The following is a 17,222-nucleotide window of genomic DNA, read 5'->3' on the forward strand; positions in this document are numbered from 1 at the left end:
TGCGTGAGGGTCGGGCGGCTGGTCAGAGGACCTTGGAGAGGAAGGCACGGGTGCGCTCGTGCCGCGGGGCGTCGAGTACGGCCGAGGGCGGTCCCTGCTCCACGACGACACCGGCGTCCATGAACACCACGGTGTCGGCGACCTCGCGGGCGAAGCCGATCTCGTGGGTCACGACGATCATGGTGGTGCCGGTGCGGGCCAGGTCCTTGATGACGTCGAGGACCTCGCCGACCAGTTCCGGGTCGAGCGCCGAGGTGGGTTCGTCGAACAGCAGCACCTTGGGTTCGAGGGCGAGGGCCCGGGCGATGGCGACGCGCTGCTGCTGGCCTCCGGACAGCTGCCGCGGATAGGCGTCGGCCTTGTCGGCGAGGCCCACCCGGTCGAGGAGCCGGCGGGCGCTCTCCTCGGCCTCCTTGCGCGGGCGGCGCCGTGCGGATACCGGTGCCTCGACGAGGTTCTGCAGGACGGTCAGGTGCGGGAAGAGGTTGAAGTTCTGGAAGACGAACCCGATGTTCGTCCGCTGCTTCAGAACCTCCTTCTCCTTCAGCTCGTACAGCTTGTTCCCCGACCGGCGGTAGCCGATGAGTTCACCGTCGATGCTGACCCAGCCGCGGCCGACCTTCTCCAGGTGGTTGATCGTGCGCAGCAGCGTGGATTTCCCGGAGCCGGACGGGCCGAGGACCACCGTGACCTCGCCGGCCCGGACCTGGAGGTCGACGCCGCGCAGCACCTCCAGCGGGCCGAAGCTCTTGTGGACGCCGTGGACGTCGACCATGACGGCGCTCATGCGCTCTCCTTCCTTGCGGACGTGACGAACCGACGGACCCGCTGGAGCGGGGTGGGTGGCGGGGTGCGGTCGGCGCCGCGGGCGTAGCGGCGCTCCACGTAGTACTGGGCGACCGACAGCAGCGAGGTGAGGACGACGTACCAGGCGGTGGCGACCAGCAGCAGCGGGATGACCCTGCCGTTGCGGCCGTAGATGACCTGGACCTGGTAGAACAGCTCGCCGATGGACATCACGTAGACGACCGAGGTGCCCTTGAGCAGGCCGATGATCTCGTTGCCGGCGGTGGGCAGGATGGCGCGCATGGCCTGCGGGAGGACGATCCGGCGGATCTGCCGGAGCCTCGGGATGCCCAGCGCCGCCGCTGCCTCCAGCTGTCCCGGGTCGACGGCGATGACACCGCCGCGGACGATCTCGGCGGCGTAGGCCGCCTGATGCAGGGTCAGGCCGATGACGGCGGCACCGATGGTGCCGATGAGGGTGTTGCTGTCGACGGACCAGAAGACCGGCCCGAAGGGGATGCCGACGCCCAGCTCCTTGTACAGGGCGCTGAGGTTGAACCAGAACACCAGCTGGACGATCATCGGGATGGACCGGAAGACCCAGATGTAGGTCCAGGCGACGGTCGAGAGCACGGGGCTGCGCGACAGCCGCATGAAGGCGAGCACCGTGCCCAGGAGGAAGCCGAGGACGGTGGCGTAGGCGGTGAGCTGGAGGGTCACCCACGCCGCCCGGACGATCGTCTCCGAGAGGACGTAGTCGCTGAAGACGCCCCATTCCCAGACGGGGTTGGTGACCAGGCCGTGGGCGAACTGGGCGACCAGGACGACCACGGCGGCGCCGGCGGCCCAGCGGGCGTAGTGGCGGGTGGGTACGACCTTCGGTTCGGCCGGGGCCTCGACCGCTCGCGTGGCCGGTTCTGAGATGGTGTCACTGCTCATGGGTCACCTGTGCTCGGGCGGGTTGATCCGCGACGCGTCGATCGCTGAGGCGCCGGTGCCCCACTTGGCGAGAATCCGGGCGTATGTGCCGTCCTTGATCAGCTCGTTCACGGCGGCCCGGAACGCCTTGGTGAGCGGGGAGCCCTTGCGGAAGGCGAAGCCGACGTCGAGGCGGTGGTACTCGCCGAGGAACGTGGTCCGCGCCGCGGGCTGGGCGGCCTGGTAACGGAGTCCGTTGATGGTCGACATGATCACGTCGATGCGGCCCTGCTGGAGCGCGGTGAGCGTCGCTCCGTTCTCCGAGTAGACCTTCACTTCGTAGGGCTTCTTGCCGGCTTTGGCGCACACTCCCTTCTGCGCGGTGAGGGTCGTCTCGAAGGTGGTGCCGGCACCGGTCCCGATGGTCAGCCCGCACAGCTCGGTCAGGTCGGTCACCCTCTTCTTGAGGGTGGTGGTGCCCTTCTTCACCGCGAAGCCCTGGCCGTCGTTGATGTAGGTGACGAAGTCGACGGTCTTCAGGCGCTGGGCGGTGACGCCGAAGTTGCCGGTGCCGACGTCGTACTTGCCGCTGCCGAGGGCGGGCAGGATCGTCTCGAAGGAGGCGTCCTGCCGGTCGAGCTGCACGCCGAGGACCTTGGCCACGGCATCGGCGATGTCGATGTCCTGGCCCGCGGGGGCCTTGCCGGGCCCGTCGGGGTAGTAGGCCCCCGGCGGGAATCCGACGGAGCTGCCGATCCGCAGCGTGCCGGACTCACGGACGTCGGCGGGCAGCAGGGCGGCGACGGAGTCCACGGTGCGGACGGCGGCGACCGGGTCGTCGGTCGGGGCGGGGGACGCCTGGGCGCCCGCCGGGGTGCCGGGGGTCGTGCCGGATCCGCAGGCGGTCAGGGCCAGGACGGGCAGCAGCACGAGGGTGGCGGCGCTGCGCAGACGGGTTCTGTTCACTGCTTGGGGGCCTCTCCGAGGTGTTTCTCGAACGGCAGCGGGCCGATGGTCTCCGGGTCGGCTCCGGTGTCGAACAGCGGTGTGTAGCCGGTGGCCAGGTACAGGCCGCGGGCCTCGGGCTGGCGCGGGCCCGTGGTGAGGTACACGCGCCGGTAGCCCCGGCCCGCCGCCTCGCGCTCCAGCTCGGCGACGACGCGCCGGGCGAGGCCGCGGCGGCGGTGGTCGGAGTGGGTCCAGATCCGTTTCAGCTCGGCCGTGGCCGCGGCGTACCGGCGGAAGGCGCCGCCGGCGACGGGCTCGCCGCGTTCCAGCAGCAGAAGAAGCAGACCGCCGTGCGGTGGGGTGAACTCCTCGTCGGGGTAGCGGGAGATCTCGGCGTGCGCGTCGCTGCCGATGGGGGTCCCCCCTGCTCGAGCGGAGCCGAGAGCTTGGGGGAGTCTGGAGTACTCGTCGCCGAGTTCGCGCAGCAGCGGCTCGACGAGAGGGTCGGAGACCGGTACCTGAATGATCGTCAGCTCCGGTGCGGAGGATGCGGAGGTCATCCGTTCACCGCCGCCAGGGGCTGCGGGTCGCGGGACGCACGCTCGGCGTCGCGCTTGGCGACCTCTTCGCGGACGATCGGGATGACGTGCCGGCCGAAGTCGATGGCGTCGCCCAGCAGGTCGTAGCCGCGGGCGGACAGGATGTCGACACCGAGGTCGTAGTAGTCCAGCAGGGCCTGGGCGACCGTCTCCGGGGTGCCGACCAGGGCGTTGGAGTTGCCCGCGCCGCCGGTCGCCGCGGCGGTCGGGGTCCACAGGGCACGGTCGTAGCGCTCCCCCGCCTCGGCGATGGCGATCAGCCGCTGGGAGCCGGTGTTCTGGGGCTGCGCGGTGCCGTTGTGGCGCTTGGTGATCGCCTCGCCGCGCTCCCGGCGGGCCTTGATCGCGCCGACCGTGCGGTGGGCCTTCTCCCAGGCGAGTTCCTCGGTGGGGGCGATGATCGGGCGGAACGCCACCTGGATGCGCGGTACGTCGGTGCGGCCCGCGGCCTTCGCGGCGGCCTTCACGTTCTCGATCTGTTCGGCGGTCCTCTCCAGCGGCTCGCCCCACAGGCAGTAGACGTCGGCCTCGGCACCGCCGGCCGCGTACGCGGCGGCCGAGGAGCCGCCGAACGACACGTTCGGGCGCGGCTGCTGGACCGGGAAGACGTCGCTGACGAAGTCGTGGAAGCGGTAGTGCTCACCCTCGTGGTCGAAGGGCTCGTGCGTGGTCCAGATCTTCTTGACGATCCGGATGTACTCGCGGGTGCGGGCGTAGCGCTCGTCCTTGGTGAGGGTGTCGCCCTCGCGGCCCTGTTCCCGGTCGTTGCCGCCCGTGATGAAGTGCACGGTGAGCCGGCCCTCGCTGATCTGGTCGAGAGTGGCGAAGGTCTTCGCGGCGAACGTCGGGTACGACACGTTGGGCCGGTGGGCCAGGAGGATCTGGAGCCGGTCCAGCCTGCTCGCGATGTAGGCGGCGGCCGGTGCCGGGTCGGGCGATCCGGAGCCGTAGGCGAACAGCACGCGGTCCCAGCCGTGTTCCTCGTGAGCCCGGGCGAGCCGGAGCGTGTAGTCCTTGTCGAAGGCGGCGCCGGAGCGCGGCGTGGTTTCGGATCCGTCATGGGTGGCGGCGATGCCGAGGAACTCCACGGGCATGGGGAGGGCCTTTCCTCACGTCGTCCGCGCCGTGCCGGGGCAGCGCCGGGGCACGGCGGGGCAGCCCTCGGCGCGGCCGGGTGCGGCGGCGCCTCAGGGCAGGGTGAACGGGGTGGTGAACAGGTGTGATGGCGCCGGGGCGTGAGCCCTGGGCGGGGTGGAGCGGCGGCAGCGCGTGTCAGCAGAGAGACTCGGCCCGCGACGGGGGCACCGAGGGAGGGAAGGGCCGGTCAGACGGCCCGCTGCCGCGTCAGGCGCAACACGCCGCGGACCACACCCGACCGAAGTCGATGTGGCCACGGGTGACCAGGCGCTGCTCGGCATTCATGCGACTACTTGAGCAGGGCGACTCGTGTCTCGTCAACCACGGCCCGGATGGCGGACGGAAGTTGGCAGGGCCGTACGACGTCGCCGGCCAGCGCGTCGCCCCGGTCCGGCAACGGTTCGTAGGTGTGGTTGACACCTGTCTGCGTCGGCCCCGTACGATCGAGCGCACCGCGTTGAGGGACGCGGCGAGCGTGATGACGCCGAAGCCGGGCTCCGGCCTGCCGGCCGTGCCGTGCCTCCCTCCCCTGGAGAACCCTCTGATGGTCTCGCCGTCCGATCTCACCGACCCCGCCCCCGCCCCGGCCGTCGCCCATGCGAAAGCCTCCGGTCCGGCGTCCGGCGACGAACTGCCGCGGATCGTGCCGCGCCGGAACGTCGGCCGTCTGCTGGCCGCTGCCGTCGCCCTGTCCCTCTTCGCGCTTCTGGTCCACTCCGTCGTCCGCAACCAGGCCTTCCAGTGGGACGTGGTGGGCGGGTACTTCACCAGTGCCGCCGTGCTGGACGGGCTGCTGCTCACCCTGTGGCTGACCGGCGTGGTGATGGTGCTCGGCTTTCTGCTGGGCATCCCGCTGGCGGTGATGCGGCTGTCCGCCAACCCTGTGCTGAGCACCCTGAGTTGGGGCTATGTGTGGGTCTTCCGGTCTACGCCGCTGCTGGTGCAGCTCCTGCTCTGGTTCAACATCGGCGCCCTCTACCCGACCCTCGGTCTCGGCGTGCCGTTCGGCCCGCAGTTCGTCACCGTCAAGACGGTGAACCTGCTCGGCCCGGCGCTGACGGCCGTCATCGGCCTCACCCTGCACGAGGCCGCCTACGCCGCCGAGGTGGTGCGCGGCGGCATCCTCTCCGTGGACGCCGGCCAGACGGAGGCCGCGCAGGCCCTCGGGATCGGCAGGGCGCGCGCCCTGCGCAGGATCGTCGTGCCGCAGGCGATGCGCTCCATCGTGCCGACCGCCGGGAACATGCTGATCGGCACGCTGAAGGGCACGAGCATCGTGAGCGTGCTGGCCGTGCACGACCTGCTGTACTCGGTGCAGTTGGTCTACAACCAGACGTACCAGGTCATTCCGCTGCTGCTGGTCGCCACGCTCTGGTACATCGCGGTCACGACCGTGCTCAGTGTGGGGCAGTTCTATGTGGAGCGGCACTACGCGCGAGGCGCCACCCGTGTGCTGCCGCCGACGCCCCTCCAGCGACTGAGGGTCAGGCTGGCCGCACACCGCCATTCCCTACGTTCCCTATCGAATTAATAGGAAAGTATTGACGGGACCTGGCGCCACTGCGCAGGATGATGCGTATGGCCCACACATCTTTCCCGCCCGTGAGGCTCAACACCCCACTCTGCAAACGAACTTGAGGAGAGTCCTGCGATGGGCGTTGCCCCGGCGCCGTCCGGCCCCGACGTGGAGTCCGACCAGCGCGGGCCCGGCCGAGCGCACTGGCTGCGGGTCGCCCGCGAGACGGCGGACGACCTGGCCACCGACGCCGTGGCCCGGGACCAGGCGGGCAAGCCCCCGTTCGACGAGGTGTCGCGGCTGCGCGAATCGGGGCTGCTGACTCTGCTCGTACCCGCCGAACTCGGGGGCGGCGGCGCGGACTGGGCCGAGGCCTACGCCGTGGTCCGGGAGATCGCAGCGGCGGACGGAGCCATCGGCCAGCTCCTCGGCTGTCACTACTTCACGTCCTGGAGCGCCCGGTTCTTCGCCGAACCCGCTCTCGCCGCCCGGCTCCAGCGGCGGTCCGTGGCCGAGCAGTGGTGCTGGGGCGGCGGCCTGGCCCGCCAGGAACCGGCGCTGATGCTCACCAAGGACACGCGGGGGTATGTGCTGAACGGCCGGCAGAGCTACGCCGCCGGTCTCCTGGTCGCGGACCGGCTCGCCGTACGGGCGGTGCGGGCCGGTACCGGCGAACCCCTCGTGCTCGTGGTCGATCCGGCCCTCCCGGGGGTGGTCGTCGACGGTGACGCCGATCCCTTCGGCCAGCGGCTGGCGGCGGGCGGCAGCGCGGAGTTCGACGCGGTACCGATCGCCGCCGCCGACGTACTGGGTTCCCTGTCGGCGGACGAAGAGGTCCTGTCGCCCCTGACCGCGCTCGTCTCACCGGTCGGTCGCCTCCTGTCGGTGCAGCTCCGGCTCGGCATGGCGGAGGGCGTGCTCTCCGAGGCCCGTGAGTACAGCAGGACCGGCCACTCGCACTGGCACCCGGACTGGCCGACCGGCACCCCGCAGGACCCGCAGGTGCTCACGGCGTACGGGGAGCTCACCGTGCTCACCCGCTCGGCGTCCGCCCTCGCCGACCAGGCGTGCCAGGCCGTGCTGGGCGGGCTGGCCGACGGCGAGGACCTCACCTACGAGGAGTACGCGGAGATCTCCGTCCTCGTGGCCATGGCCGAAGCCGCCGCGTCCAGGGCCGCCCAGGAGTCCACCGCCCGCGCCCTCGACATCATCGGTGCCCGCTCCGCGTCCGCACGGCTGGGGTTCGACCGGTTCTGGCGCAACGCCCGGACCCACACCCTGTACGAGCCCGTGGGCCACCGGCTTCGGGACGTCGGGGACTACTACCTCAACGGTGCGCACCCTCCGTTCGTCCTCCCCGTCTGACCTTGACCTTGCGAGCACAGGTCCGTCCGACCGTGCGAGGACATGCCGTCCGCTCCGCCGTAGGGTGAGTCCCCCACGAGCAGGACAGGAGGCCGAGGTGGCCGGGACGACACAGACGGGGACGACGGTCGCCGAGGTGATGGCCGAGCTGGCCGCGCTGGAGGACCCGAAGGCGCGTGCGGTGAACGAGCGGCACGGTGACGATCACGGCGTGAACCTCGGCAAGCTGCGCGCGCTCGCCAAGCGGCTGAAGACGCAGCAGGACCTCGCCCGCCGGCTCTGGGAGACGGACGACACGGCGGCGAGGCTGCTGGCCCTCCTGATCTGCCGCCCGAAGGCGTTCGGGCGGGACGAGCTGGACGACATGCTGCGCCGGGCGCGGGCCCCCAAGGTCCACGACTGGCTCGTGAACTATGTGGTGAAGAAGAGCCCGCACAGCGAGGAACTGCGCCTGGCCTGGAGCGCCGATCCGGATCCCGTCGTCGCGAGCGCCGGCTGGGCGCTGACCACCGAGCGGGTGGCGAAGAAGCCCGAGGGCCTGGACCTCGGGGGGCTGCTCGACATCATCGAGGCGGACATGAAGGACGCCCCGGACCGGCTGCAGTGGGCGATGAACCACTGCCTGGCCTGCATCGGCATCGAGCATCCCGAGTTCCGGGCCAGGGCGCTCGGCATCGGTGAGCGCCTGGAGGTGCTCAAGGACTACCCGACGTCCCCGGGCTGCACCTCGCCGTACGCGCCCGTCTGGATCAACGAGATGGTGCGCAGGCAGCAGTCGTAGGCCGGATCCCCCGGGGGGCCTGCGCTGCCCCCGGCGATGAGGAGCGTACGGGAGCGGCACCGGCACTGCGAGGCTTCGACGGGCCGCCTCCGGGTACTTCCACGGCGCAACGATCCGCCGGCGAAGGAAACGGAGGCACCAAGGCCGTGTTGCTGTCGCATTCGCTCGATCACGGAGTCCTCGTCATCACGGTCCACGAGGACCCCGGCGTCGGCGGGCGCGCCACGCTCGTCGCGCAGATCAGCGACCTCGTCCAAGCCTACCGGCCGGCCCCCGTCGTCATCGTCCTCGACGAGCCGGCCGCCCGGGGCGCGGTGGTCAGCGTGGTGCTCCGGGTCCACCGCCTGTGCGGCGGGCTGGGCACACTGATGTCGGTGGCGACGCACAGCGCGCCCATTCGTCGCGCGCTCGATGCGGACGCCGACGCCGGCGGCACGCGACTGGTCGTCCACGCGCGCGTGGACACCGCCGTCGCCGCCGCGTTCGCCGCAGCGGCCTGAGGAGCGGGCCCGCGGCGTCAGGGCATCGTGCTCTGGCCGCTGACCAGTTCGGTGACCGCGCGCAGACCGCCCTGGGCGAGGGCGGCGCGCTGCCGGTCCGCGCCGGTCCCGTCCTGCAGCAGCCGGTGGATCAGGGAGGTGACCTGCCGGGAGTCGCCGGATGCGTCGAGGGCGGGAGCGAGGTGCCGCAGGAACTCGTAGAGCACGTCGCCGGCCCGGTGCGGTGTGCCACCCGGGTCGACGAGGGTGTCGCCCAGTCCGTGCCGGGCGGCGTGCCACATGGCGGCCTGGAGCAGTTCCGGCGCGCAGTCGGGCAGGGGTGTGTCGTCGGCGGCTTCCGCCAGGGCGGTCTCCACCAGGGCCCGGACGAGAGCAGCGAGCATGACCGCCTCGTCCGCTCGCAGCTGGACGTCCAGGCACCGCACCTCGATGGTCGGGTAGGTGGCCGAGAGGCGTGCCTGCCAGTAGAGCTGGCCGACGTCGGAGATCAGGCCGGACTCCAGCAGCCGTGCCACGCGCCGGTCGTAGTCCTCGGCGTCGTGGAAGGTGGGGGGCATGCCGCTGACCGGCCACCGGCTGAAGATCACCGTACGCCAGCTCGCGAAGCCCGTGTCGTGGCCGTCCCAGAGGGGCGAGTTCGCCGCCATGGCGGTCAGCGTCGGAAGCCGGGAGCGGATCCGGTTCAGGACCTGCACGCCCGCTTCCCGGTCGGGCACGGCCACATGCACGTGCGTGCCGTTGACGAGCTGCTCCGCCACGAGTTGCGGCGCCTGGGTCACCATGGCCCGGTAGCGGGCCTGGTCGGTGACGGCGATGGGCCGGCCGTGCCGCACCGGCGGCGTCCCGCACACTCCGATCCGGCAGTCGTGCTGATCGGCGGCCACGCCGATGGCGTGCCGCAGCCGCAGCAGATGGCCGCCGACCTCCTCCAGGGTTTCGCAGACCGGCGTGGCCACCTCGACCTGCGCCTGGAGCAGCTCGTACTGCACTTCCTGGTCGGTCACCAGGTGCCCCAGGCCCGCCGTGGCGCGCACTTTGTCCGCCTGAGGTACCGGCAGGCCCGTGACCGGGTCGAGCAGCAGGTACTCCTCTTCCACGCCGATCGTCGTCATCGACCACTCTCTGTTCCGCCCGGCGGAACCGGGCCGGATTCCGGCGCGCGTCGGGCACGCCGCACGCAGCGATGGTCACCTCTCAGGGTGCACGCTGGCGACGTACCGAGTGCCGCGCTCACGTCGGAACAAAACATGACACAGACAGAGAAACCGCTTGCGTCAGAAAAGGCGCCCCGGCCCTCTCAGTGGCCGTACGGCGGCTCGAAGCAGCCCGTCTCCGGGTACGGGCCGTTCGTCCGCACCTCGAAGTTCGACTTCTGCACGAACCCCGAGACGCAGGCGTCGTCGTGGACGCGCAGGGCGACGCGCGTCCCCTCGGGCGTGACGTAGCCGTCGTCCTCCCAGCGCGCGAGCATCCCCGTGACGGTGAGCGTGCCGCCGAGGCGCTTGCCGCCCTTCGTGACGCGCTCCTCCTCGTAGCCGAGCCGGAGCAGGGCCGCCCGGACGGTCGCGGGGTCCCACTCGCGTTCCTCCCACAGCCGCTTCAGCACCGGGCGGATGCGGTCGGCCTCTCGCCGGGCGTCCTTCTCGTGGGCCGGAGCCATCTCCCCCTCGCGGCGGTAGGCGTTGTTCTCGTTGTGGTGCGGGGCGCCGTCGCCGGCGCCGGGTTCCACGTAGGGTGAGGCACCGGGGGCACTGGGCGAGGATGCGCCGGACGCAGAGGGCGCCGCGCCGGTCCGCGAGTCCGGGGCGTGCAGGTCACCGCAGGCGCTGAGGGTCGCGACGAGGGTGAGGGCCAGGGCGGCGAGAGGGGCCGGGCGGGCCGGTCTTGAGGTGGACATGAAGTCGACCCTCTCATCACGGCCGCCTGTCGGGAGCCGGATTTCTTCTTGCGGCGGTCCACTCGAGGTCGGGCGGGAGCCGCGTGGGGAAGCCTCTCCATGAGCTGCCCGGTTCGGCGCGGCAGGGCGATCAATCGTTGCGGTACAGGGCGGTGAGGAGTTCGATCGCCGGCTGGGTGGCGGGGTGGGACTCGTCGTGCCACCAGGCGAGGCGCACGGCGATGGGCTCGGCGTCGCGTACGGGGCGGTAGACGATGCCGGGACGCCGGTACTGGTGGGCGGTGGACTCCGCGGTCATGCCGACGCAGCGGCCGGTGGCGATGACCGTGAGCCAGTCGTCGACGTCGTGCGTCTCCTCGGTCGCCGGGCGGGAGTCGGGCGGCCACAGGTCGGGGGTGGTGGTGCCGGTCCGGCGGTCGATGAGCAGCGTGCGTCCGCTGAGGTCGGCGAGCCGTACCGAGCGGCGTCCTGCCAGGGGATCGTCCGCGGCGAGGGCGACCATGCGGCGTTCCAGTCCCACGATGGCCGAGTCGAGCCGCCGGTCCTCCGGAGGTCTGCGGACCACGGCCAGGTCACACACACCCTCGGCCAGGCCGGCGGTGGCCGAGTTGACGCGGACCAGGTGCAGTTCCGTGCCCGGACGGTCCTGTGCCCAGCGGCGCTGGAAGGCCGAGGTGTGGCGGCCGAGTGCCGACCAGGCGTAGCCGATGCGCAGGACGGCGTGGCCCGAGGTGGCTTCCCTGACCAGGTCGTCCACCTCCCCGAGCACCCTCCGGGCCTGGGCCACCACGCGCAGCCCGGTCGTGGTCGGGGTGACCTCGCGCGAGGTGCGACGCAACAGCCTTACACCCAGGGCTCGTTCGAGGGAGGCGAGGGTTCGGGAGACCGCTGCCTGGGAGACGCCCAGCGCGTGGGCGGCGTCCGTGAAGGTGCCCTCGTCGACGATCGCGACGAGACAGCGCAGCTGACGGAACTCGACATCCGTGGCGGCTTCCCTGGCGGCATCCATGACTGCATCGTATAGATCGAACTCCGAACGCATTTTGCGCAAGGATCGCTCCGGCGCACGATCAGCGCATGCGAGCCGCTTCCGTTCCCGCTGGTCCCTCCGACAGTCCCGCCGAGCCCGCGCTGCCGGCAGTGGCACCGGATGCCGGGTCCGGCTCACACGACCCCCGCCGTCTGGCCGGCGTGGCCACGATGGTGGGCAGCGGCCTGTCCAACCAGACCGGCGCCGCGATCGGCTCCCTCGCGTTCCCCGTGATCGGGCCCGTCGGTGTCGTGGCGGTCCGCCAGTACGTCGCCGCCGTCGTGCTGTGCGCGGTGAGCCGGCCCCGGCTGCGGTCCTTCACCTGGCGGCAGTGGGGGCCGGTGCTGTGCCTGGCCGTCGTGTTCGGGACGATGAACCTGTCCTTGTACAGCGCCATCGACCGCATCGGGCTGGGCCTCGCGGTGACACTTGAGTTCCTCGGCCCGCTCACCATCGCCCTGGCCGCCGCGCGTCGCCGTGTGGACGCGTGCTGTGCGGTGACGGCGGCGGCGGGGGTCGTCGTCCTGATGCGTCCTCAACCGTCCGCCGACTACGTGGGAATGGGGCTGGGTCTGCTGGCCGCCGCGTGCTGGGCGTCGTACATCCTGCTGAACCGCACCGTCGGGCAGCGGATCCCGGGCGCTCAGGGATCCGCGGCAGCGGCGGGGGTGTCCGCCCTGATGTTCCTGCCGGTCGGCGTCGTCCTCGTCCTCCGTCAGCCGCCGACCGCGGCGGCCGTCGGGTGTGCCGTCGCCGCGGGAGTCCTGTCGTCCGCCGTGCCGTATCTGGCGGACCTCTTCACGCTGCGCACCGTGCCGGCCCAGGCGTTCGGGCTGTTCATGAGCGTCAACCCCGTTCTCGCGGCGGTGGTGGGCCTGGTGGGTCTCGGCCAGAACCTGGGCTGGGCCGAGTGGGCCGGCATCGGCGCCATCGTGCTGGCCAACTCCGCGAGCATGCTCGTACGCCGCGGCCGACCCGGCCGGAGAACACGCTGACGGGCCGCAGAACACGTTTACGGGCCGGAGAACACGCCGACGGGCCGGAGATCACATCGAGGGTTCTGCCACCTCGGCAGGACTTCGGGGCCCGTGGTGCTCGTGGCGCCGCCACTCGCCGCCGCCGTCGCGGGAGATCCACAGGCCCTCGCCCTTCACCAGGCCGTACGTCGCCGTCGTCGCGTCGGCGATGCCGTAGAGGGTCGTGCCGGCGACGGCGAGCGACGTGAACGTCGCCGGGGTCCGCAGCTCGTGGAAGGCGCCGTTGGTGCGGTCGTCGGCGAGCCAGTGGCGGCCGCCCTCCTCGCCGACGAGCAGCCGCCCGTTCGCGAGCAGCTCCAGGACCAGGAACTCCGGGCCACGCTTCAGTTCCCGCCAGGGCACGCCGCCGCCGAGCACCGTACGCCAGTGCCCGCCGGCGTCCGTCGTCACCAACAGGCCGCGTACGTCGTCGCCTTGGCGGAGGGACAGCGCCGCGGTGCCGCCCCGCGCGGTGAGGACGCCGCCCGCGTACGGCCTCGGAACGGCCGTGGAACCGAGGGTGCGGCCGTCGCGCTGCCGTACGACCCGGTCCGGGGCCTCGGTCAGGGACTGTTCCAGGCTCCAGGCGGTACCGCGCTCGTCGACGGCGAGGCGGACGGCGTCGTCCGGCACCCCGGCCGGCGGCGCCACGGTGCGCGTGGCGGGACGGTAGACGAGGGTGGGTTCCGGTTCGGCGAGCAGGATGTCACCGGGGCGGGTGCGCAACGGAGTGTCGGTGCTGTCGACCGCGTGCCGTCTGCCGTGTACGTCGAGGACGTACGCTCCGTCGGCGCTCTCCCCGGTCGGCACCCGCACGAAGCCCCCGGGCACCCCCTTGAACTCGGCGCGCACCGCCTCCGCGTCCCCGTGTTCCGCGTGCTCGGCGACCGTACGGCCGTCGGGGCCGACGATGCGCCAGGCGGAGGCGGCCGGCCCCTCGTCGTCCTCGACGTTGCCGGCGTCGAAGGTCAGGAGCAGCGAACCGTCGTCCGCGCGGGCCACTGCCGTGGGGGCCCCGGCCGCCTCGATGACGTCGGCGGGGCGCGGGTGGGGGTCTTCGACGACGCGCCTGTACCTGGCCTCACGGTCCCCGGCACCCCGTTCCTCGGAGCCGCTCGGGCCGCAGGCGGCCAAGGCCAGCACCAGCGCCGCACTCACGGCGGCCACGACCCGGACGGTGGGCCTCCGGGGCTTCCCCGGTACCGCCGTGGCAGGGGTCGGTGGCGTGATGACGGGCCGGCCCGGTTCCGCCGTGGCCGAGCCCGGTCCCGTCATGCCGTGCCGGCCGCCGTCGGTGCGGGCGCGGGCCGGGGCGGTGGAGTGGTGGATCGCCGTTCCTCCGGAACTCGTGCAGGTGGGCGAAGACGCCCGTTCACCGCGATCCTCGCAGACCGTGGCGCGGGGGACGGCCGTGAACGGCCGTGGAACGGCAGTGGGACGGCTGTTCCCCTCCGGGTCCGGCGGTCAGGGCTTGGCCGGCGTCACCTTCCTGTCGGTGCCGTTCACCCGCACGGTGACCTTGCTCCGGTTCCGGGCCCGGTCGGCCGTGACGGTGTACGACGTGACCTTGCCGTTGCGCCACGTGCAGTCGACCTCGTAGCCGCCGCGTGCGCGGAGTCCGGTGAAGGAGCCCCTGGCCTTCCAATCGTCCGGCAGGGCGGGCAGCAGGTGGATGACGCCGTCGTGGCTCTGCAGGAGCATCTCCGCCACGGCGCCGGAGATGCCGAAGTTGCCGTCCATCTGGAAGGGCGGGTGGTTGCAGAACAGGTTGGGCAGCGTGTTGTAGGTCAGGAGTCCGCGCAGCATGATCCGGGCGCGCTGCCCGTCGCCCAGGCGGGCGAAGAGGGCCGCCCGCCAGGGCCAGGTCCAGGAGCGGCGGCTGTCGCCCGACACCGTCCCGGCCGTGAACGGGACGCCTTCCTTCTCGCCGCACCGCGCCTTGAGGGAGACGAGGGCGGCGGCCGCGAAGTCCGGCGTCCCGGGGGTGATCTGGCGTCCCGGATAGACGGCGAAGAGGTGCGACGTGTGGCGGTGGATGTCGGTGGGGCTGTCGATGTCCTCCTGCCACTCCTGCAGTTGGCCCCACTTGCCGATCTTGTTCGGCGCGAGGCGGGCCTGCAGGTCCGCGATCCTGGCCCGGTAGGCGGGGTCCGCCTCGAGTACCGCTTCGCAGTCGAGGTAGTTCTGGAACAGGTCCCAGATGATCTGCTGGTCGTACATGACGCCGTCCTCGCGCGGCCCGTGCTCCGGGGACCAGCCGTCGGGGGCGACGAGGAGCCCGTCCTCGCGTTCCTTGAGGTGGTCCTCCCAGAACTGGCAGATCTCCTTGATCATCGGGTGGGCGACGGTGCGGAGGTAGTCCAGGTCCTGGGTGAACGCCCAGTGCTCGTACAGGTGTTGCGCGTACCAGGCACTCGCGACGGTGTTCCACTCCCAGGCGTTGCCGCCGAAGACGCTCTGGCTGGTGCGGGCGGTCCAGCCCCGGGTGTCCTTGCCGAAGGCGTTGCGGGTCGCCACGCGGCTGGGCACCGCCACCTGCTCCACGAACCGGACGAGTGCCTCGTGACACTCCGGCAGGTTCGTCGTCTCGGCGCCCCAGTAGTTCATCTGCACATTGATGTTGGTGTGGTAGTCCGAGGCCCACGCGGGCTGGTTGCTGTCGTTCCACAGGCCCTGGAGGTTGGCGGGCAGGCCGTTCGGGCGGGAGGAGCTGATCAGCAGGTAGCGGCCGTAGTCGAACATCGTCTGCTCGAGTGCCGGGTCCGCCCCGCCGGCCGCGTAGCGGGCCAGCCGGGCGTCGGTCGGCAGGGCCGTGACGGCGGCGCCGGAGGTGCCCCAGTCGACGGCGACGCGTTTCATCAGGGCTCGGACTTCGGTGGTGTGCTCGTCGCGCAGTGCTTTGTAGCGCCGGGCGGCTGCCTTGCCGAGCGTCCTGGCGACGACCGGTGCCGGATCGGCTCCGCGCCATCCGGCGGCGGCGTCGAGTTTGTAGTCGGTGCGGGCGTCGAGGAACAGGGTCAGGGTCGTGCAGCCGCTGAACCGGAGCACCTGCCCGTCTGCGCGGAGGTCGCCGTCGGTGTGCACCGCCTGGACGGCGCACGCGTGCTTGAGGCCGTTGCCCATGACACCGCTGAAGGCGATCCGCCCCGCGGCGGCGTCGACGGTCGTCGGGGCCTTGTCCTGTGCGGACGTCAGCGCTATCGCCCCGGAGAGGTCCCCGGCGCGCTCCGCGGTGTACCGGAAGATCATGACGTCCGCGGAGCGGCCGGCGAAAGCCTCGCGCAGGACGCGCCGTCCCGGCGCGCCGAAGCGGGTGACGTGGAGGCCGTTCACGAAGTCGAGGGAGCGCCGGTAGTCGACGACCGTCCGCAGGGTGTGCGTGTCGAAGCCCTTGCCCTCCAGCGCGATCTCCGCGATCTGGATGCCGTCGGACGACGCGCGGGGTGTCAGGGTGAGCCGGTAGGCGCGGTAGGCCGTGCTGTTGGTGATCCGGAAGGTCCGGGTCTCACCGCGCCCGGCGAAGGGCGCCGCGGGGTTCTGCGTGTCGAGGGTCGTCCAGGCCTGCCCGTCCTGCGACGCCTCCAGCCGCCATCGCCGGGGATCGTCCTCCGGGCGGTCCGGGGCCGCCGTCACCGTGTACGAGGTGACGGCGACCGCGCGGGGCAGGTCGGCCTGCCACACCACCTCCGGCGCCACCGGTTCGACCCGCCAGACCGTGGCGGGATCGCGGTCCACCGAACTCGAGATGCCCGTGGCCCGCGACCGTGCCCCGGCGCCGGATCCCCTGGAGTGCCCGCTCGGCGACGACAGGTACATCACCCCGTCCGTGCCGAGGTCGACGCCGTCCAGGCCGATCTCGCTCACCTGGAAGTGACCGACCCCCGCTTTCGGTGTGAAGTCGAAGCGGTAGAAGCGGTAGGCCGCGCTCTGGGCGCAGGTGAACTCCTTGGTCTGGAAACGGTTTTCGAAGGGCGCGTCCAGAGTGCGTCTGTCGAGTGTGGTCCAAGCGGTGCCGTCGGTGGAACCGGAGAACGTCCACTCCTGCGGGTCGCGCTGCGGTACGTCGTCGGCACTCGTCAGCCGGTAGGACGCGACCGCCGCGGGGGCGGGGAGCTCGACCTGCCACTGCACCTTGGGGCCCGGCCCCTCGATGCACCACTTGGTACGCGGCTCACCGTCGTGACTCTTGTCGACGCCCTCCGACGAGCTGCTGCTGTACGGCCCTCCGGGAGCGGTGACCTTCGGGCTCGTCCGGGGAGCGAAGGTGACGACGACGTCACCGAAGTTCCGGTACGAGCCGAAGCCGGTCATGCCGGTGTCGAATTCGCTGTCCGGTTTGCCCGCCAGGGCGTTGTCGTAGTCGTTGACCCCGCCCCACAGGCTCTGTTCGTTGAACTGGATGCGCTCCTCGTGGGGATCGGCGAAGAGCATGGCGCCGAGCCGGCCGTTGCCGATGGGCAGGGCCTGTGACTGCCAGTCCGCGGCGGGTACGGAGTAGGTCAGCGCCTCGCGCGACAGGGTGGGCCACCGGAAGGCCGCCGGCACCCCGGCCTCCGCGGCGACAGCCTGCCCTCCGGGAGAGGTGCCGGTCACTCGTGAGACCAGCGGAGCGAAGGCGAGGCCGCCGCCGAACTTGAGAAGGCTGCGTCGCTGCGGTTGGGATTCTTTGACCACGGTGAGATCTCCCGGCCCATTCATCGGCTCTTTCACGAAGGAGGCGTCGCCACAT

15 protein-coding genes are annotated in these 17,222 nt (G+C 71.7%); 5 read left to right on the plus strand and 10 right to left on the minus strand.

Annotated features, from left to right (window positions below; all coding sequences use genetic code 11):
- Nucleotides 1–22 precede the first annotated feature (22 nt).
- The 5 genes from IE153_RS24295 to IE153_RS24315 are packed head-to-tail and all read right to left on the minus strand — an operon-like array spanning nt 23 to nt 4,345.
- The gene (locus tag IE153_RS24295) at nt 23–787 is read right to left on the minus strand and encodes an amino acid ABC transporter ATP-binding protein (RefSeq protein WP_308432203.1); all 765 of its coding nucleotides are present in this window, start codon (nt 785–787) and stop codon (nt 23–25) included.
- A complete protein-coding gene (locus IE153_RS24300; RefSeq protein ID WP_189591934.1) occupies nt 784–1,725 on the minus strand; it encodes an amino acid ABC transporter permease in 942 nt (313 codons plus the stop codon). Before IE153_RS24300 ends, IE153_RS24295 begins: the two co-directional genes overlap by 4 nt.
- Before the next feature lie 3 nt (nt 1,726–1,728).
- Nucleotides 1,729–2,670 carry an ABC transporter substrate-binding protein gene (locus IE153_RS24305; RefSeq protein WP_189591935.1) on the minus strand — a complete coding sequence of 314 codons (942 nt, stop codon included), beginning with the start codon at nt 2,668–2,670 and terminating at the stop codon, nt 1,729–1,731.
- The gene (locus IE153_RS24310) at nt 2,667–3,212 is read right to left on the minus strand and encodes a GNAT family N-acetyltransferase (protein WP_189591936.1); all 546 of its coding nucleotides are present in this window, start codon (nt 3,210–3,212) and stop codon (nt 2,667–2,669) included. Before IE153_RS24310 ends, IE153_RS24305 begins: the two co-directional genes overlap by 4 nt.
- Nucleotides 3,209–4,345 (minus strand): LLM class flavin-dependent oxidoreductase, encoded by a 1,137-nt coding sequence (locus IE153_RS24315; RefSeq protein WP_189591937.1) that lies wholly within the window; start codon nt 4,343–4,345, stop codon nt 3,209–3,211. Before IE153_RS24315 ends, IE153_RS24310 begins: the two co-directional genes overlap by 4 nt.
- Before the next feature lie 587 nt (nt 4,346–4,932).
- Between IE153_RS24315 and IE153_RS24320 the strand changes: the two genes are divergently transcribed.
- The 4 genes from IE153_RS24320 (at nt 4,933) to IE153_RS24335 (ending at nt 8,550) form a co-directional block, all read left to right on the plus strand.
- Entirely contained in the window at nt 4,933–5,919 is a 987-nt protein-coding gene (locus IE153_RS24320) for an amino acid ABC transporter permease (RefSeq protein WP_189592007.1), read from the plus strand.
- A 120-nt stretch (nt 5,920–6,039) separates the two neighbouring features.
- On the plus strand, nt 6,040–7,269 hold the full coding sequence (locus tag IE153_RS24325) for an acyl-CoA dehydrogenase family protein (protein ID WP_189591938.1): 1,230 nt from the start codon (nt 6,040–6,042) through the stop codon (nt 7,267–7,269).
- A gap of 139 nt (nt 7,270–7,408) precedes the next feature.
- The gene (locus IE153_RS24330; protein WP_229829152.1) at nt 7,409–8,050 is read left to right on the plus strand and encodes a DNA alkylation repair protein; all 642 of its coding nucleotides are present in this window, start codon (nt 7,409–7,411) and stop codon (nt 8,048–8,050) included.
- A 149-nt stretch (nt 8,051–8,199) separates the two neighbouring features.
- Complete coding sequence (locus IE153_RS24335; protein WP_189592008.1) at nt 8,200–8,550, plus strand: hypothetical protein; 351 nt, start codon at nt 8,200–8,202, stop codon at nt 8,548–8,550.
- 17 nt (nt 8,551–8,567) lie between these two features.
- Here the strand turns inward: IE153_RS24335 and IE153_RS24340 are convergent, their stop codons facing one another.
- From IE153_RS24340 to IE153_RS24350, 3 genes are all read right to left on the minus strand, one after another.
- The gene (locus IE153_RS24340) at nt 8,568–9,662 is read right to left on the minus strand and encodes a carboxylate-amine ligase (RefSeq protein WP_189591940.1); all 1,095 of its coding nucleotides are present in this window, start codon (nt 9,660–9,662) and stop codon (nt 8,568–8,570) included.
- A 185-nt stretch (nt 9,663–9,847) separates the two neighbouring features.
- A complete protein-coding gene (locus tag IE153_RS24345) occupies nt 9,848–10,447 on the minus strand; it encodes a hypothetical protein (RefSeq protein ID WP_189591941.1) in 600 nt (199 codons plus the stop codon).
- A 130-nt stretch (nt 10,448–10,577) separates the two neighbouring features.
- Nucleotides 10,578–11,456: a LysR family transcriptional regulator gene (locus IE153_RS24350; RefSeq protein ID WP_189591942.1), complete on the minus strand. Its 879-nt coding sequence runs from the start codon at nt 11,454–11,456 to the stop codon at nt 10,578–10,580.
- 68 nt (nt 11,457–11,524) lie between these two features.
- Here IE153_RS24350 and IE153_RS24355 point away from each other — a divergent pair, with 68 nt between their 5' ends.
- Nucleotides 11,525–12,472, plus strand: a complete 948-nt coding sequence (locus tag IE153_RS24355; RefSeq protein ID WP_189591943.1) for an EamA family transporter — start codon at nt 11,525–11,527, stop codon at nt 12,470–12,472.
- Between the two features lie 51 nt (nt 12,473–12,523).
- On the opposite strand, the gene IE153_RS24360 is transcribed toward IE153_RS24355, so the two are convergent.
- Together IE153_RS24360 and IE153_RS24365 are read right to left on the minus strand one after the other, a co-directional pair.
- Nucleotides 12,524–13,660 carry a hypothetical protein gene (locus IE153_RS24360; protein ID WP_229829144.1) on the minus strand — a complete coding sequence of 379 codons (1,137 nt, stop codon included), beginning with the start codon at nt 13,658–13,660 and terminating at the stop codon, nt 12,524–12,526.
- 297 nt (nt 13,661–13,957) lie between these two features.
- On the minus strand, nt 13,958–17,167 hold the full coding sequence (locus IE153_RS24365) for a glycosyl hydrolase family 95 catalytic domain-containing protein (RefSeq protein WP_189591944.1): 3,210 nt from the start codon (nt 17,165–17,167) through the stop codon (nt 13,958–13,960).
- Nucleotides 17,168–17,222: the final 55 nt, after the last annotated feature.

Origin of the sequence: Streptomyces massasporeus, from assembly GCF_014648995.1 — a bacterium.
GTDB lineage: Bacteria > Actinomycetota > Actinomycetes > Streptomycetales > Streptomycetaceae > Streptomyces > Streptomyces massasporeus.

Excerpts from the sequence above, each read along its gene's own strand:
- IE153_RS24295 (WP_308432203.1), bottom strand. The coding sequence starts at position 787 with ATGAGCGCCGTCATGGTCGACGTCCACGGCGTCCACAAGAGCTTCGGC.
- IE153_RS24300 (WP_189591934.1), bottom strand. The coding sequence starts at position 1,725 with ATGAGCAGTGACACCATCTCAGAACCGGCCACGCGAGCGGTCGAGGCC.
- IE153_RS24310 (WP_189591936.1), bottom strand. The coding sequence starts at position 3,212 with ATGACCTCCGCATCCTCCGCACCGGAGCTGACGATCATTCAGGTACCG.
- IE153_RS24315 (WP_189591937.1), bottom strand. The coding sequence starts at position 4,345 with ATGCCCGTGGAGTTCCTCGGCATCGCCGCCACCCATGACGGATCCGAA.
- IE153_RS24320 (WP_189592007.1), top strand. The coding sequence starts at position 4,933 with ATGGTCTCGCCGTCCGATCTCACCGACCCCGCCCCCGCCCCGGCCGTC.
- IE153_RS24325 (WP_189591938.1), top strand. The coding sequence starts at position 6,040 with ATGGGCGTTGCCCCGGCGCCGTCCGGCCCCGACGTGGAGTCCGACCAG.
- IE153_RS24330 (WP_229829152.1), top strand. The coding sequence starts at position 7,409 with ATGGCCGAGCTGGCCGCGCTGGAGGACCCGAAGGCGCGTGCGGTGAAC.
- IE153_RS24340 (WP_189591940.1), bottom strand. The coding sequence starts at position 9,662 with ATGACGACGATCGGCGTGGAAGAGGAGTACCTGCTGCTCGACCCGGTC.
- IE153_RS24345 (WP_189591941.1), bottom strand. The coding sequence starts at position 10,447 with ATGTCCACCTCAAGACCGGCCCGCCCGGCCCCTCTCGCCGCCCTGGCC.
- IE153_RS24350 (WP_189591942.1), bottom strand. The coding sequence starts at position 11,456 with ATGGATGCCGCCAGGGAAGCCGCCACGGATGTCGAGTTCCGTCAGCTG.
- IE153_RS24355 (WP_189591943.1), top strand. The coding sequence starts at position 11,525 with ATGCGAGCCGCTTCCGTTCCCGCTGGTCCCTCCGACAGTCCCGCCGAG.